This window comes from Shinella oryzae (assembly GCF_023038235.1).
In the GTDB taxonomy this organism is placed as follows: domain Bacteria; phylum Pseudomonadota; class Alphaproteobacteria; order Rhizobiales; family Rhizobiaceae; genus Shinella; species Shinella sumterensis.
Window position 1 is genome coordinate 2389433 of record NZ_CP081987.1, and the last position, 15202, is coordinate 2404634.

15 protein-coding genes are annotated in these 15202 nt (G+C 63.5%); 11 read left to right on the forward strand and 4 right to left on the reverse strand.

Features of this window, described 5'->3' with window-relative positions:
• The first annotated feature begins 83 nt into the window (after positions 1-83).
• From ykgO to K6301_RS11750, 3 genes are all read left to right on the forward strand, one after another.
• Positions 84-209, forward strand: a complete 126-nt coding sequence (gene ykgO, locus K6301_RS11740) for a type B 50S ribosomal protein L36 (RefSeq protein ID WP_024271182.1) — start codon at positions 84-86, stop codon at positions 207-209.
• A 74-nt stretch (positions 210-283) separates the two neighbouring features.
• Positions 284-904 (forward strand): tetratricopeptide repeat protein, encoded by a 621-nt coding sequence (locus K6301_RS11745; RefSeq protein ID WP_247217103.1) that lies wholly within the window; start codon positions 284-286, stop codon positions 902-904.
• 89 nt (positions 905-993) lie between these two features.
• On the forward strand, positions 994-2001 hold the full coding sequence (locus tag K6301_RS11750) for an alpha/beta fold hydrolase (RefSeq protein WP_247217104.1): 1008 nt from the start codon (positions 994-996) through the stop codon (positions 1999-2001).
• Between the two features lie 10 nt (positions 2002-2011).
• Here K6301_RS11750 and pyk read toward each other — a convergent pair whose 3' ends face one another.
• Positions 2012-3451, reverse strand: a complete 1440-nt coding sequence (pyk, locus tag K6301_RS11755; RefSeq protein WP_134645855.1) for a pyruvate kinase — start codon at positions 3449-3451, stop codon at positions 2012-2014.
• A complete protein-coding gene (locus tag K6301_RS11760; protein ID WP_134646229.1) occupies positions 3451-3879 on the reverse strand; it encodes a DUF1036 domain-containing protein in 429 nt (142 codons plus the stop codon). The genes pyk and K6301_RS11760 overlap by 1 nt, the downstream gene beginning before the upstream one ends.
• Before the next feature lie 243 nt (positions 3880-4122).
• Between K6301_RS11760 and K6301_RS11765 the strand changes: the two genes are divergently transcribed.
• The 3 genes from K6301_RS11765 to K6301_RS11775 all read left to right on the forward strand — a co-directional run bounded on the left by K6301_RS11765 (position 4123) and on the right by K6301_RS11775 (position 5605).
• Positions 4123-4911 carry an N-formylglutamate amidohydrolase gene (locus K6301_RS11765; protein ID WP_247217105.1) on the forward strand — a complete coding sequence of 263 codons (789 nt, stop codon included), beginning with the start codon at positions 4123-4125 and terminating at the stop codon, positions 4909-4911.
• Between the two features lie 10 nt (positions 4912-4921).
• Complete coding sequence (locus K6301_RS11770) at positions 4922-5227, forward strand: DUF1244 domain-containing protein (protein ID WP_134645859.1); 306 nt, start codon at positions 4922-4924, stop codon at positions 5225-5227.
• 111 nt (positions 5228-5338) lie between these two features.
• A complete protein-coding gene (locus K6301_RS11775; RefSeq protein WP_134645861.1) occupies positions 5339-5605 on the forward strand; it encodes a DUF2312 domain-containing protein in 267 nt (88 codons plus the stop codon).
• Between the two features lie 74 nt (positions 5606-5679).
• Here the strand turns inward: K6301_RS11775 and mepK are convergent, their stop codons facing one another.
• Together mepK and K6301_RS11785 are read right to left on the reverse strand one after the other, a co-directional pair.
• Entirely contained in the window at positions 5680-7452 is a 1773-nt protein-coding gene (gene mepK, locus K6301_RS11780) for a peptidoglycan L,D-endopeptidase MepK (RefSeq protein WP_425475396.1), read from the reverse strand.
• A gap of 196 nt (positions 7453-7648) precedes the next feature.
• On the reverse strand, positions 7649-9175 hold the full coding sequence (locus tag K6301_RS11785) for a sigma-54-dependent transcriptional regulator (RefSeq protein WP_247217107.1): 1527 nt from the start codon (positions 9173-9175) through the stop codon (positions 7649-7651).
• A 165-nt stretch (positions 9176-9340) separates the two neighbouring features.
• Here K6301_RS11785 and K6301_RS11790 point away from each other — a divergent pair, with 165 nt between their 5' ends.
• The 5 genes from K6301_RS11790 to omp10 all read left to right on the forward strand — a co-directional run bounded on the left by K6301_RS11790 (position 9341) and on the right by omp10 (position 15142).
• The gene (locus tag K6301_RS11790) at positions 9341-11188 is read left to right on the forward strand and encodes a M3 family oligoendopeptidase (RefSeq protein WP_247217108.1); all 1848 of its coding nucleotides are present in this window, start codon (positions 9341-9343) and stop codon (positions 11186-11188) included.
• 27 nt (positions 11189-11215) lie between these two features.
• The gene (locus K6301_RS11795) at positions 11216-12373 is read left to right on the forward strand and encodes an aminodeoxychorismate synthase component I (RefSeq protein ID WP_247217109.1); all 1158 of its coding nucleotides are present in this window, start codon (positions 11216-11218) and stop codon (positions 12371-12373) included.
• Complete coding sequence (locus K6301_RS11800; protein ID WP_247217112.1) at positions 12358-12978, forward strand: aminotransferase class IV family protein; 621 nt, start codon at positions 12358-12360, stop codon at positions 12976-12978. Before K6301_RS11795 ends, K6301_RS11800 begins: the two co-directional genes overlap by 16 nt.
• Before the next feature lie 165 nt (positions 12979-13143).
• A complete protein-coding gene (locus K6301_RS11805) occupies positions 13144-14595 on the forward strand; it encodes a homospermidine synthase (protein ID WP_247217114.1) in 1452 nt (483 codons plus the stop codon).
• A 175-nt stretch (positions 14596-14770) separates the two neighbouring features.
• Positions 14771-15142: an outer membrane lipoprotein Omp10 gene (gene omp10, locus K6301_RS11810; protein WP_247217123.1), complete on the forward strand. Its 372-nt coding sequence runs from the start codon at positions 14771-14773 to the stop codon at positions 15140-15142.
• The last annotated feature ends 60 nt before the right edge of the window (positions 15143-15202 follow it).

Consider the following 15202-nt stretch of genomic DNA (forward strand, 5'->3'; position numbering starts at 1 on the left):
ACCTGAAAGCGCGCCCGAAACGGCGCGTTTTTGATTGAGGAAATCCGGCGAGTCCATCGCCCTGCAATACGCGGATCAGAAAAATGAAGATCAAGAATTCGCTCAAGTCGCTCAAGGCTCGCCACCGCGAGAACCGCCTTGTTCGCCGCAAGGGCCGCATCTACATCATCAACAAGCAGAACCCGCGCTTCAAGGCTCGTCAGGGCTGATCGCGTCTGCCTGTCCCCTCGTGCGGACAGTGATGATCGAAAAACTGTTTGAAGTTGCGCGCTGGCGGTTTACCATGACCGCCATGCGCTTTTTCTCGTTTCCCATATTGCTCCTTTCGTTCGCCGTTGCCGGCACGGCTCCGGCCGCGGCATGGGCACAGCAGCCCGACAAGGTCTCCGTCGATCCATCGTCCGGCAGCGCCTTCACGACCCAGGCACAGCGTTTAGACAAGCTTTTCGGCGAGTTGAAGCGCGAGGGCGATCCCGACAAGGCGAAAGGCATCGCCAACCAGATCCGCCGCGAGTGGCAGGATTCCGGCAGTGCCACCATCAACTTCCTCATCCAGCAGTCGGACAAGGCCGTCGAAGAGAACCGGAACGCCGCCGCGCTCGATTTCCTCGATGAGGCGATTCGCCTGAGGCCCGACTATGCGGAGGGCTGGAACCGGCGCGCCACGCTGCATTTCAAGATGGGCAACTATCGCAAGTCGATGTCCGATATCAACCAGGTCCTGCGGCTCGAGCCCCGCCACTTCGGCGCGCTCGCCGGCATGGCAGGCATCATGACCCAGACCGGGCGGGACGAACTGGCGCTGAAGGCCTGGGAGCGTTTTCTCCTTGTATATCCGACCGAGCGGCAGGCGCAGAAGGCGCTGGGTGAACTCGCCGAAAAGCTGACGGGACAGAGGACCTGACCCGCGGGTGATCCGTCATCGCTCCGTCCTCGTAGAATCGCTGTAGACCAGACAGCGTTATCCCCTTCTCCATGCAGCGCCGCGCCTCCATGCTGACAGCTCTCCTCGCCGTCCCCTTTGCCCTGGCGCTTGCCGGCTTTCTCTTCAGCGCATGGCAGACGCAGTCTCTCGAGCGGCGTTACGGCAATGTCGGCGAACGCATCGATATCGGCGGCATGCGCATGAACAGCGTGTTCGTGCCCGCCGGTGGAGAGGCCGACCTGCCGCCGATCGTCTTCATCCATGGCGCAAGCGGCAATCTGCGCGACCCCATGCACGCCTTCCGTCCGGCGCTGGAGGGCCGGGCCGACCTGCTTTTTCTCGACCGGCCCGGCCATGGCTATTCCGACCGTGGCGGCCCTGAAAATGCCCGGCCCGACGGGCAGGCCCACGCCGTTGCCCGCCTGATGGAGGCGCGCGGCATGGAGCGGGCGATCATCGTCGGCCACTCTTTCGGCGGCGCCATCGCTGCGAGCTTCGCGCTGGAACATCCTGAGAAGACCGCCGGCCTGCTTTTCCTTGCACCCGCGACCCATCCCTGGCCGGGCGGCGTCGACTGGTATTATGACATCGCGAAGCTGCCGGTGGCCGGCTGGCTGTTCAGCAATATCGTGGCGATGCCGGCCGGCCTTACGCGCATCGAAAGCGGAACGCTTTCCGTCTTCGATCCGAACCCGCGGCCGCCGGATTATGTCGATGCGACGGCCCCGGCCCTGGTGTTGCGTCCGGCGACCTTCCGCAACAATGCGATCGACGTTGCCAGCCTCTTGGACTATGTCCGCCGCGTGCAGCCCCGCTATCGGGAAATCCGTACGCCCACGGTTATCGTCACGGGCGATTCGGACGGAATCGTCTACGAGGAAATCCATTCCCGCGGTCTGGCCCGCGACATTGCCGGATCGGAACTCGTCTGGATCCGCAATCTCGGTCACAAGCCGGATTACATCGTGACCGACCTCGCGATCGAGGCCATCGAAAAGATCGCCGGTCGCGATCGCGACCTCCAGGAATCAGCAAGGCGGGCCGAAGCCCGCCTTGCAAAGGACATCGCAGATTAACCCGTGCGGCTCAGACGCCGCTGACGCCGTCGGCTCCGATATAGGCGATGCGCAGCATGTTCGTGGCGCCCGGGGTGCGCAGCGGAACGCCGGCCGAGATGATGATACGGTCGCCCGGCTTGCCGAATTCCTCGGCCACGACGATGCGGCAGGCGCGGTTCACCATGTCGTCGAGGTCTTCGGCATCGCCCGTGACGACGCAGTGCAGACCCCACACGACCGAAAGACGGCGGGCCGTCTCGATGACCGGCGACAGCGCCAGGACCGGAACCTCGGGCCGCTCGCGGGCGGCGCGCAGTCCCGTCGTTCCCGACGAGGTGTAGCAGACGATGGCCGACAGCTGCAGCGTCTCGGCAATCTGGCGCGCGGCAAGCGAGATGGCGTCGGCGCCCGTGGCTTCCGGCGTCGAACGCTGCGCGTAGATGATGCCGGGATAATGCGGATCGCGCTCGACCGTGCTGGCGATGGACGCCATGGTGGAGACAGCCTCGATCGGATAGGCGCCGGACGCGGACTCGGCTGAAAGCATCACGGCGTCGGCGCCTTCGAACACCGCGGTCGCGACGTCGGAAACCTCGGCGCGGGTCGGGACCGGCGCGGAGATCATCGATTCCAGCATCTGGGTCGCAACGACGACCGGCTTGCCGGCGCGGCGGCAGGCACGGATGAGCTGCTTCTGGATGCCCGGCACGGCTTCAAGCGGCATTTCCACGCCGAGGTCGCCACGCGCCACCATCAGCGCATCGGAAAGCTCGATGATTTCATCGATGCGCTCGACGGCCTGCGGCTTTTCGATCTTGGACATCAGGCCGACGCGGCCACGCGCGATCTTGCGCACTTCCACAAGGTCTTCCGGACGCTGGATGAACGAAAGCGCAACCCAGTCGACGCTGCCTGTCGCCAGCACGGCATCGAGGTCGACGCGGTCCTTCTCCGTGAGCGCGCCGACGCCGAGCAGCGTATCGGGCAGGCTCACGCCCTTGCGGTCGGAAATCTTGGTGCCGGACACCACAGTACAGACGATCGCCTTGCCGTCGGCGCTTTCGGCGCGAAGATGCAGCTTGCCGTCATCGATGAGGAGCCGGTCGCCGGCCTTGACGGATTCCAGGATTTCCGGATGCGGCAGGAAAACGCGGGTGTTGTCGCCAGGCTCGTCGCGATTGTCGAGCGTGAAGGTCTGTCCGGGCGTGAGTTCTTCCGATCCCTTGGCGAACTTGCCGACGCGCAGCTTCGGGCCCTGAAGGTCGGCGAGAATGCCGATCGGGCGGCCGCAGCGGGCCTCGACAGCGCGGATGCGGCTGATCAGCGTGCGCATGAGATCATGGCTGGCATGACTCATGTTGATGCGGAACAGGTCTGCTCCCGCCTCGTGCAGCTTCTGGATCATCTGCTCTTCAGCCGATGCGGGTCCGAGCGTGGCGAGGATTTTGACTTTTCTGTTCCGTCTCATCAGTTCTGGCTTTCCTGCGTGCCGGGCGTATCGGAAAGCTGTACCATCCAGCTTCCCTGCCGCCCCGTGTCATATTCCTTGAAGCCCATGCGCTGGAACCCGCGTGCGAAGCAGTCTTCGACACCGGTGACCTTGAACTCGTTTTCGGCAACGCACATGTTGACGTCACCGGTCCAGCGGCCGCCGCGGGCGGCGTCTTCGGCATAGAGATAATAGTAGCGCGATTGCAGCTCGCCCTCGATCAGCGTCGCGCAGGTCGTAGCGGGCACCTGCCACCAGCCTTCGCTGATCCAGCCCTCCTTGGCGCGATAGCCGATGGCGACGCCCACCAGGTTCTGGGTTCCGTTGCACACACGGAACTCCGCCTTTGCGGCATCGGGAACGGAAAGGGCGAAAAAAGCCGATGCGAGAAAAAGACCGGCCTGCAGAAGGCCGCTGGCTTTCGGGAAAAACGGGCGTTTGCTCTTGGTTCTCACGGCTTCCAATGGAACTCCGTTGATTTGAATATGCGCTTTCTTGCGACGGCGGGGCATGAATGTCAACGCAACACTAATCGATTACATTTTAACGACAACGCAGTGAATCCTTCCGGCGGGCGAGGCCACACTTCTTGCGGGCAACACCACCCCGTGCGATCAATCGGCTTGTGTGATACGCAGACGGCAAGAGACATGCAGGACCATCCTCCTTTCGAAATCATCGATGGCGACCTTTCCCTCGGGCTCGTCATCCTGGCGGACCATGCCACCAATCTCCTGCCCGCGCGCTACGGCCGCCTCGGCCTGCCGGAAAGCGCCTTCGAACGCCACATCGCCTACGACATCGGCGTCGAGGGCGTCGTCCGGGGCCTCAACTGGCGCCTGAACGCGCCTGTGGTCATGAGCCGCTTTTCCCGCCTGCTGATCGATCCCAATCGCGGCGAGGACGACCCGACGCTCGTCATGCGCATTTCCGACGGCGCGATCGTTCCAGGCAATCACCCGATCACGCCGGAAGAATGGCAATATCGCCTCGATACCTATCATCGCCCCTATCACGATGCGGTGTCCAGCACGATCGCGGCCGTCACCGAGAAGACCGGCAAGGCGCCGCTCGTCCTGTCCATGCACTCCTTCACACCCGCCTGGAAAGGCGTCGCGCGACCCTGGCAGGTTACGGTGCTGTGGGACAACGACCATCGTGCGGTGCGCCCGCTGCTCGCGGCGCTGGAGGCACCGGGCGACGTGGTGATCGGCGACAACGAACCCTATGACGGCGCGCTGCGCGGCGACACCATGTTCCGCCACTGCATGAAGCCGGGGATCGCGCACGCGCTCATCGAGATCCGCCAGGACGAGATCGGCGATGCCGCGGGGATCGCGCGGTGGATCGATCGCCTGGCACCGATATTTGCGCGGTTGAATGCAGACGAACGCCTGCACACATACGAGATATTCCCGTCCCGCACGGGACCTTACTGAGGCCGAGACCATGACCGAACTGAGCAAAGAGCAGCAGACCGAATTCGAGGCGGCCGCCTTCCGCCGGCTGGTGAAGCACCTGCGCGAGCGCACCGACGTGCAGAACATCGACCTGATGAACCTCGCCGGTTTCTGCCGCAACTGCCTGTCGAACTGGTATCGCGATGCGGCGAACGAAGCCGGCGTGCCGCTCGACAAGGAAAGCTCCCGGGAGATCGTCTACGGCATGCCCTATGAGGAGTGGCGCGACCGCTATCAGCGCGACGCCTCCGACGCGCAGAAGACCGCCTTCGAGGCCAACCGCCCGAAGGAATAGGCGACGCCGCTACGAAAATCCTGAAGGACTGCGCGATAGGTCTTGATCTTGCCGGAAGTTCGCGGCAAGTCACGGCGCTCACGAATTTCTAGCCCACCCAAGGAGAACATCATGTCGGATGCCCACGGCGTCGCACGCGACCAGCTTCGCGCTTTCATCGAACGCATCGAGCGTCTCGAAGAAGAAAAGAAAACCATCGCCGACGACATCAAGGACGTCTATGGCGAAGCCAAGGGTACCGGCTTCGACACCAAGATCCTGCGCAAGGTTATTCAGATCCGCAAGCAGGACAAGGACGAGCGCATGGAGCAGGAAGCCATCCTCGACACCTACCTGCAGGCCCTCGGCATGATCGAGCTGCCGCCGAACGCCGAATAAGCCGCGACGTCAGCGCAAGAAAAAACCCCGCGGATCGCTCCAGCGGGGTTTTTCTTTGCGGCGTGGGACGGGGCCTAGTTTTCAGCCCGCTCGAACTTGCGCACTTCCATGAAGTTCACCGCCGTTCCGCTGAAACGGCCCGAGTCCACGGACCTGCCTTCCGGCTGGAAGCCGGCGAGATAGACCGTCGTCGGCGCGGCACGCAGCGTGCGGCTGACGAAACGGGGCGCCTTGACCGGCTTGGCATTCGTCGAGACGCTGTCCTGGGCCAGCGCCCATTGCGACAGGATCTTCTGCGTTGCCTTCGGCTCCGTGCGAATGGCGCCACGGTTTGCGGCTTCGGCATCCTTCTTCTTCGGACGTCCGCCCTTCGTGGGGATTTCCTCAGCCGCGGCATTGTTTTCGAAGGCGTCGACGCCGGAAAGCGAACGGGTCGCGCTACGATCGGATGCGAGCGCGGCCATCTCGACCGGATCACCCTCCACGCCGGTGGCTGGCGAACCGAGCGCGGCGAGGCCGGAACGGTCGGCGGACGTGGGCAGCGCGACATCCGCTTCCGCAGCAGCCATCAGCGCCGTCTGCGACTTGTCGAGCTCGACCTGCGGACGCAGGCCCGGCACGGGAACCATTGCCAGTTCCTCCGCATCCTCCGTCGTCGCCTCGGCGGTCATGACGCTTTCAGTCTGGGCAGGCTGGGCGTCGCCCGCCTGGCCGCGCGCACCGAGCGATACGGGAAGCGGAATCTTGTAGGCGGTGAGATCTTCGAATTCGGGCTTCTGGCCTTCCGTCGTCGCGGCTTCGAGGGCTGCCACGGCGCCGCTCGTCGTCGGCGCGACAAGGGCAAGCTCGCTTGCGGTCTCGTTCGACTTGAAGGCGGGGCGGCTGCCCGGAACCGGCGCGGTGAAGGCGACTTCCGTTTCGGCTGCGACGGCGACAGGCTGCTCGGCCTGCTGCGTCGACTTCCGGCCGGATGCCGCGCCTTCGTCGAAGTCGTCGGCGATCGCCGTGGTGCTTGCGATCATTTCGGGTTCTTCGTCCTCGTCGCCACCTCCACCGAAGAGAGCGGCAAGGAAGCCGCCCTTGCGCTTGGATGCCGTCGGCGACGAACCGCCGCCCGCCACCTGGATGGCGTTCGAACCGACGCGGCGCTTGTAATCGGCGACGGCCTGCTCGTAGCCAGGCAGCGGCTTGCCGTCCGTCGGAACGTGCATGGTCTTGCCATCGGGGAAGAGCTGGACGAGTTCCTGGCGGCTCATGCGCGGCCACGCACGCACGCTTCCGACATCGAGATGCACGAAAGGCGAACCAGACGTCGGGTAGTAGCCGACCCCGCCCACCTGGAATTTCATGGCAGTGGCGCGCAGCGTCGAGAGCTTCACGCCGGGAATGTAGAAGTCCATCGCCTTGCCGAGCATGTGCTGGCTCTTCTTGGCGACGCCCTTCGAGCGCGTGCGCAGCATCGAGTTGGTGGCCGGCGAACGATAGGCTGAAACGACGTTGATATAACCCGTCGCGCCGGTCTTGCGGTAGACCTCCCAGACGAGGTCGAAGAGGCGCGGGTCCATCTTCGTCGGCTCGTTGCGGCGCCAGTCACGCAGGAAGTTGTTGAGCTGCTTGAGGCCGCGCTGATCGTAGCGCCCGTTGCGCTTGAAGGTGATCTCGGCCTTTTCCTTCGTATGGATGTAATAGAGCTTGAGCGTGCGGTTGCCGCTTTCGGCCTGGACCGTCGCAGGAATGGCCGCCGGCAGGACGAGGGCAGCCGAGAGCACAGCCGTGGTCACGACCTTGGGCAGCTTATGCAATACGGTCCTGCACAGGCTGCTCAGGGAGGTCCCCGTGCGCTTCATCGATGCGAACAAATTTGCCAACTCTTTCCCCGTCCGAAGGACAACGAGCGTCCGTTGCCTCAGATGAATGTCAAATGCGGTGAGAGCATGGCAAATCGGCCACACTCATCCTCGCGCACCCGTTATAGTGAACAATCCACTAACAGGGAATAAACGGCAATTGGGAAATCTCAAGTAACGGGGATTCCAGCAGTTTTTACGCAGCTTCCTTCATCGGATCGTCAGGATCGATGCCATAGTCCTTCAGTTTCCGGTAGAGAGTCGAACGCCCGATGCCCAATTTGCGGGCAACCTGGCTCATCTGGCCATGATAGAACTTCAGCGCAAAGCGGATCAGTTCCTCCTCCACATCGGCCAGCTTGCGCACATGGCCGCCCCTGTCGACGCTCGCAATGGCATTGTCGGGCGTCGTCTCCACGGGCTCGGCGGCGCGGAAATCCGGATAGACGCCGGGCAGGCGGCTGTCCATGGAATGCTCCGGCGCACGGGCGGCTACGGCTTCGAAATTCACCCCGCCATTTTCCGCAAGGCCGTAGCCGGGAACCTGCGCCGCGATCTGCGGGAAGTCCGCGGCCGTCAGCTCATCGCCTTCCGCCAGAACCACGGCGCGGAAGATGGCATTTTCCAGCTGGCGGATATTGCCCGGCCAGTCATAGGCCGTCAAAAGCGCCATCGCGCCGGCCGATACGCCAAGCGGCCGGGCAAGCTTCTGCTCGCCTGCGAAGCGCTGGACGAAGGCACGCACCAGGACCGGAATGTCCTCCTTGCGGCGGTGCAGCGCGGGAATCGTGATCGGGAAGACGTTCAGGCGATAGTAGAGGTCCTCGCGGAAGCGCCCCTCGCGCACCTCGTTGATCAGGTCACGGTTGGTTGCCGAGATCAGGCGCACATTGACCTTTTGCGGGAAGCGGGCGCCGATCGTCTCGATCTCGCCCTGCTGCACGGCGCGCAGCAGCTTCACCTGCACTTCGAGCGGCAGGTCGCCGATCTCGTCGAGGAACAGCGTGCCGCCGTCGGCCTCCATGAACTTGCCGGTATGTCGCTCGGTCGCGCCGGTGAAGGCACCCTTCTCATGGCCGAACAGGATGCTCTCGACCAGATTGTGCGGAATGGCGCCGCAATTGACGGTGACAAAAGGCTTGTTGGCCCGGTCGCTGGCGGCCTGGATGGCGCGCGCCACCATTTCCTTGCCGACGCCCGACTCGCCTTCCAGCACGACCGGAATATTGGACTGCGCGGCGCGGCGGCCAAGCTCGATGACCCGCAGCATTTCCGGGCTCGCCGAGATGATGTCCTCGAAATGGATCGTCTCGGCCCGGTTGCGGCGCCCGGCGCGGCTGCGGCCTTCGCGCTGGTCCATCTTGAGCGCATTGCCGACGGCGACGCCCAGGCGCTCCGGCGACACCGGCTTCACCACGAAATCGAAGGCGCCGGCGCGCATGGCCATGACGACCGTCTCGATGCCGCCCTGCCCCGTCTGCACGATGACGGGAATGGTGTTCTCGCGCTCGGCGAGCACTTCGAGAAACGCGGTACCGTTCATCTCCGGCATCATCAGGTCGAGCAGGATCACATTGATTAGGCCGCCTTTGCGATCGAGCAGATCGAGGCCCGCACGGCCGTTTTCCGCCATATGGGCGACATGGCCGGAACGCTCGATCATGTTCTTGAGAAGCCGGCGCTGGACAGGATCGTCATCGATGACAAGAATATGGGCCGTCACTGGAACCTCCTTGCCTAAGGCATGCGTCATGCGTGCCACGGGAAACTGAATACCGGTGGACCTTGGCAGAAAGGGTTGAACATGCCGTTTTGAGAAAGGCTTGCATTTTAACCATTGCCGACGCAAGCAGGACGCCGATCTGCCCATTCTGGAAGAGAGATAGAGATGACCCGCAATTTCCCCGAGCCCCGGATCACCTTCGCCCCGGCCGAAGCCGCCGCAAGCGCCGAGCTGGGCGACCTTCCCGGCTGGAACCTCACCGATCTCTATCCTTCGCAGACGTCGCCCGAATTCCAGGCCGACATGAAGAAGGCCGAAGCCGATACGCTCGCATTCGAGGCCAGATGGAAGGGCAAGCTGGACGCCGCCACGGAAAAGACCGATGACGAGGGAATCGGCGCCGCAGTGCGCGAATTCGAGGCGCTGGAAGACGTGATGGGCCGCCTCATCTCCTTTGCCGGCCTCACCTATTTCACCAATACGACCGAGCCGGCCAACGGCAAGTTCTACGGCGACATCCAGGCGAAGCTGACCGATCTCGGCGCGCATCTCCTGTTTTTCTCCCTTGAACTCAACAGGATAGCCGACGACCGCCTAGAGGCGGCGCTGAAAAACGATGCGCTGGCCGCACACTATCGCCCGTGGATAGAGGACCTGCGCAAGGACAAGCCCTACCAGCTCGACGACAAGACCGAACAGCTCTTCCTCGAGAAGTCCATGACCGGCGCGGCCGCCTGGAATCGCCTCTTCGACGAGACGATGGCATCGCTGCGCTACACGATCGACGGCGAGGAACTGCCGCTCGAAATCGCCCTCAACCAGTTGCAGTCACCCGACCGCGACGCCCGCCGCAAGGCAGCCGAAGCGCTGGCCAAGACGTTCAAGGACAACATCCGCACCTTCACGCTGATCACCAACACGCTCGCCAAGGACAAGGAAATCTCCGACCGCTGGCGCGGTTTCGCCGACATCGCCGACAGCCGCCATCTCGCCAATCGCGTCGAGCCTGAAGTTGTCGCGGCACTGGCAGAAGCCGTGCGCAACGCGTATCCGCGCCTGTCCCACCGCTACTATGCGATGAAGGCGAAGTGGCTCGGAATGGAGCAGATGGAGTTCTGGGACCGCAATGCGCCGCTGCCGGAAACGCCCGACGCGGTCATTCCGTGGAACGAAGCTCGCGACACCGTTCTTGCCGCCTACGGCGCCTTCGCGCCTGAAATGGCCGATATCGCTAAGGAGTTCTTCGACAAGGGCTGGATCGACGCACCGGTTCGCCCCGGCAAGGCGCCGGGCGCCTTTGCCCATCCCACCGTTCCGTCGGCGCATCCCTATGTGCTCGTCAACTATATGGGCAAGCCGCGCGACGTGATGACGCTTGCCCATGAACTCGGGCACGGCGTGCATCAGGTTCTGGCCGGCGGCCAGGGCGCGCTGATGGCGTCCACGCCGCTGACGCTGGCCGAAACCGCTTCCGTCTTCGGCGAGATGCTGACCTTCCGCAGCCTGCTCGACAAGACCAAGGACAAGCGCGAACGCAAGGCCATGCTCGCCCAGAAGGTCGAGGACATGATCAACACGGTCGTGCGCCAGATCGCCTTCTACGAATTCGAGCGCAAGGTGCACACCGCCCGCAAGGAAGGCGAGCTCACGTCCGACCAGATCGGCGAACTCTGGCTCTCCGTGCAGGAAGAGAGCCTCGGCCCGGCGATCCGCATTTCCGAGGGTTACGAGACCTATTGGGCCTACATCCCGCACTTCATCCACTCGCCGTTCTACGTCTATGCCTACGCCTTCGGCGATTGCCTCGTGAACTCGCTCTACGCCGTCTACAGCCAGGCCGAGGCGGGCTTCCAGGCGAAATATTTCGACTTGTTGAAAGCCGGTGGAACCAAGCATCACACGGAGCTTCTCAAGCCCTTCGGCCTCGATGCGAGCGATCCGTCGTTCTGGAGCAAGGGACTGTCGATGATCGAGGGGCTGATCGACAAACTGGAAGCGCTTGATAAGGCGTAATCGAAACGGAAGCCGGACGCCGCCCGCATGACCGACCGCGAACGCTTTGTGCTCCTCAGGGACGACCGCGAGGACCGGACGGTGGTTTTCGCCGATCCGCTCGCCGTCGTGACCGTGCGGGACCGCGCCGGGTTCGAGCCGGCCTTCGCGGCGCTTGAGGCCGCGCAGGCGAAAGGCCACTGGATCGCCGGCTTCATGAGCTATGAGGCCGGCCATCTCTTCGAGGAAAAGCTCGCCCCCTTTGCAGAGGAACACCGCCCGACGCCGCTGATGAGCTTCGGCATCTTCGAAAAACCGGCGGATGGCCACCCGTTGGTAAAACCACGCCAGCGCACCGAAAACGAGCCGTTCCTGACCGAGCCGAAGGCGGACTGGGATTTCGAGAGCTACCGCAGCCGCTTCGACCGACTGCACCGGCATCTGCGGCAGGGCGACTGCTATCAGGCCAACCTCACCATGCCGATCCGCGCGCGCTGGAACGGCGATCCGCTTGCCGCCTTCTGGTCGCTGATCGAACGCCAGCCGGTGCGCTACGGCGCCTTCGTCTCCCTCGACGGCCCGCAACTGCTGTCCCGTTCGCCGGAACTCTTCTTCGACATCGACAGCGACGGCTGGATCGAGACCCATCCCATGAAGGGCACGGCCGCGCGCGGGGCGAGTGCGGCCGAAGACGCCGGCATCATCGCCGCCATGCAGGCCGATCCGAAGTCGCAGGCGGAAAACCGCATGATCGTCGATCTCCTGCGCAACGATATCTCGCGCATCACCGAGGTCGGCACCCTGCATGTGCCGAAACTCTTTGCCGTCGAGACCTATCCGACGGTGCACCAGATGGTGAGCCATGTGCGGGCGAAGCTCACGCCGGGGACCACCATTCGCGAGATTTTCGCTGCGCTCTTTCCCTGCGGCTCGATCACGGGCGCGCCGAAGATGCGCGCAATGGAAATCCTGCACGACCTGGAGGACGGCCCGCGCGACGCCTATTGCGGCGCAATCGGCTTCATCGCTCCCGATGGAACCATGCGCTTCAACGTCGCCATCCGGACGATCTCGCTGTTCGAGGACGGCAACGCGGTCTTCAATGTCGGCGGCGGCATCGTCTTCGATTCCACCGCGGAATCGGAATATGAGGAATGCCTGCTCAAGGCACGCTTCGCCGTGGGGGACCAATGGATATCTCGCTGATCGAGACCCTGCGCTTCGAACCCGGCACCGGTTTCGTACGGCTGGAAAGGCATCTTTCTCGCCTCACACGTTCTGCTGACGCTTTGGGGCTACCGGATTCAGAGAACGCAGGTGACGCGCTATCTGCAGGCGTCGCTATCGCCGAAACAGCGTTGCGGGTGCGCCTCGAACTCTTCGCCAACGGCCGCATCGACGTGCAGACCGCAGCCTTCGCACCTCTTCCGGCGGATACCGTCTGGCGCGTCAAGCTCGCGACCACTCGCCTGGCTTCCGACGACCCGCTGCTGCGCCACAAGACCTCCCGCCGTGGCCTCTACACTGCGGCCCGCGCCGAATTCCCCGCAGGCGAGGCCGACGAGGTCATCCTGCTCAACGAGCGCGGCGAGCTTTGCGAGGGCACCATCACCTCGCTCTTCCTCGATGACGGCTCCGGCATCCTGAAAACGCCTCCGCTGGCATCGGGCCTGCTTGCGGGCGTGCTGCGGGAAGAGCTGCTGGAGAGCGGCCGGGCCGTCGAAACTGTGCTGCGCCCCGAGGACATCGAAAAGGGCGACGTCCTGGTAGGCAATTCGCTGCGCGGCCTCATCCGGGCACGCCTCGCCTGAGCCTGGAATTGCCGGTGCTTCCAACCGGTTAAGAATATCGCCAAGGAATTCCGTAGCAATCTTTATTGTGACAGAAAACTGTGCTCTAGCGCTGACATATTATGGTATGGGGGCCTTCGAGGCCCTTTTTTCGAGCGCAAAGCGGCCGCCCCGCAGGAGAACCAAATGGCAGACAGCACCTACCCGGTACATGGCGAAATTACCGGTCCGATCGTGATGATCGGTTTCGGCTCCATCGGTCGCGGCACGCTGCCGCTCATCGAGCGCCATTTCAAATATGACCGGAACCGGCTGATCGTCATCGAGCCGCGTGAAGATGCCGCCGATGCGGAAATCTACGCGCGCCACGGCGTCCGTCACATCAAGGCGCATGTCACGAAGGACAATTACAAGACCCTCCTGAAGCCGCTGCTGACGGAAGGCGAAGGCCAGGGCTTCTGCGTCAACCTCTCGGTCGATACGGGCTCAGTCGACCTCATCAAGCTCTGCCGCAAGCTCGACGTGCTCTACATCGACACGGTGGTCGAGCCCTGGCTCGGCTTCTACTTCGACAAGAGCATGAAGAATGCCGACCGCACGAACTACGCCCTGCGCGAGACGCTGCGCAAGGAGAAGGAAAAGCACCCCGGCGGCACGACGGCCATCTCCACCTGCGGCGCCAATCCGGGCATGGTCTCCTGGTTCGTCAAGCAGGCCCTCCTGAACCTCGCCAAAGACCTCGAGATCAAGTTCGAAGAGCCCGCGCAGCATGACCGCGAAGGCTGGGCGAAGCTGATGAAGAAGATCGGCGTCAAGGGCGTGCACATCGCCGAGCGCGACACCCAGCGCACGAAGAACCCGAAGCCCCTCAATACGTTCTGGAACACCTGGTCGGTCGAAGGCTTCATTTCCGAAGGCCTGCAGCCGTCCGAACTCGGCTGGGGCACCCACGAAAAGTGGATGCCGAAGAACGCCAAGAAGCACAAGAAGGGCTGCAAGGCGGCGATCTATCTGGAGCAGCCCGGCGCGAACACGCGCGTGCGCACCTGGTGCCCGACGCCCGGCCCGCAATACGGCTTCCTGGTGACACACAACGAGTCCATTTCGATTGCCGATTACTTCACGGTGCGTGACAAGGACGGTGACGTGACCTACCGGCCGACCTGCCACTACGCCTATCATCCCTGCAACGACGCCGTGCTTTCGCTGCACGAGATGTTCGGCAACGGCGGCAACCAGCAGCCCGTCCTGCACGTTCTCGACGAGAACGAGCTGGTGGACGGTGTCGATGAACTCGGCGTCCTGCTCTACGGCCACGACAAGAATGCCTACTGGTACGGCTCGCGCCTCTCGCTGGAGGAGACCCGCCGCATCGCGCCCTACCAGAACGCCACCGGCCTGCAGGTGACATCGGCCGTGCTCGCCGGCATGGTTTGGGCGGTCGAGAACCCGAAGGCCGGCATCGTCGAGGCCGACGAGATCGATTACAAGCGCTGCCTGGAAGTGCAGACGCCCTATCTCGGCCCGGTCGAAGGCCATTACACCGACTGGACCCCGCTCGATGGCCGCCCGGGCCTCTTCCCGGAAGACCTCGACACGAAGGACCCCTGGCAGTTCAAGAACATTCTCGTTCGCTGATCCGCAACCCGTCACCCGCTTCAAAGACGCCCGCGGCCTGCCGCGGGCGTCTTCGCTTTCAATGGGATAATGCCGATCCGCCGGGCTGCGCGTCTTGCTTTCAACGTCTCTTCGCGGCATGTTCAGGCAAAATGGACGGGTGCTTCGCGCCGGCCACGACCTCGGGAGACTTCAGATGAAACCAATCGCTGTCCTGGGCCTGCTTGCCGCCGCAGCAGCACTCGCTTCCTGCCAGACGGAACGCGCACCGCGCGAGATGCCGATGGCGCACCGCCCGGCTCCGACCGGCGTCGAAGGCGCATGGGTAGATCCGAACGGTATCGTATCGACCTTCGCGGCCGGTACGTTCACGACCCGCACGACCGATACCAACCAGCTCCTGGCATCCGGCACCTACATCAATACGTCGCCGACGCTCGTCGAGATCAACATGACCTCGCTCGTGCGCAACACGCAGTCGAAGGTCAATTGCGCGCTGGTCAGCCAGCAGCAGCTGAATTGCACCACCTCCGCCGGTGCACAGTTCTCGCTCGCACGCCGCGCCTGAGACGCGCTGTCCTGGTTACGATCGAGGGGCCGAAAGGCCCCTTTTTCGTTTGCGCACCGA

What these genes read in the sequence shown, in the direction of transcription:
- ykgO (WP_024271182.1), top strand. Translation starts at nt 84, where the DNA reads ATGAAGATCAAGAATTCGCTCAAGTCGCTCAAGGCTCGCCACCGCGAG.
- K6301_RS11745 (WP_247217103.1), top strand. Translation starts at nt 284, where the DNA reads ATGACCGCCATGCGCTTTTTCTCGTTTCCCATATTGCTCCTTTCGTTC.
- K6301_RS11750 (WP_247217104.1), top strand. Translation starts at nt 994, where the DNA reads ATGCTGACAGCTCTCCTCGCCGTCCCCTTTGCCCTGGCGCTTGCCGGC.
- pyk (WP_134645855.1), bottom strand. Translation starts at nt 3,451, where the DNA reads ATGAGACGGAACAGAAAAGTCAAAATCCTCGCCACGCTCGGACCCGCA.
- K6301_RS11765 (WP_247217105.1), top strand. Translation starts at nt 4,123, where the DNA reads ATGCAGGACCATCCTCCTTTCGAAATCATCGATGGCGACCTTTCCCTC.
- K6301_RS11770 (WP_134645859.1), top strand. Translation starts at nt 4,922, where the DNA reads ATGACCGAACTGAGCAAAGAGCAGCAGACCGAATTCGAGGCGGCCGCC.
- K6301_RS11775 (WP_134645861.1), top strand. Translation starts at nt 5,339, where the DNA reads ATGTCGGATGCCCACGGCGTCGCACGCGACCAGCTTCGCGCTTTCATC.
- mepK (WP_425475396.1), bottom strand. Translation starts at nt 7,452, where the DNA reads ATGAAGCGCACGGGGACCTCCCTGAGCAGCCTGTGCAGGACCGTATTG.
- K6301_RS11790 (WP_247217108.1), top strand. Translation starts at nt 9,341, where the DNA reads ATGACCCGCAATTTCCCCGAGCCCCGGATCACCTTCGCCCCGGCCGAA.
- K6301_RS11795 (WP_247217109.1), top strand. Translation starts at nt 11,216, where the DNA reads ATGACCGACCGCGAACGCTTTGTGCTCCTCAGGGACGACCGCGAGGAC.
- K6301_RS11800 (WP_247217112.1), top strand. Translation starts at nt 12,358, where the DNA reads ATGGATATCTCGCTGATCGAGACCCTGCGCTTCGAACCCGGCACCGGT.
- K6301_RS11805 (WP_247217114.1), top strand. Translation starts at nt 13,144, where the DNA reads ATGGCAGACAGCACCTACCCGGTACATGGCGAAATTACCGGTCCGATC.
- omp10 (WP_247217123.1), top strand. Translation starts at nt 14,771, where the DNA reads ATGAAACCAATCGCTGTCCTGGGCCTGCTTGCCGCCGCAGCAGCACTC.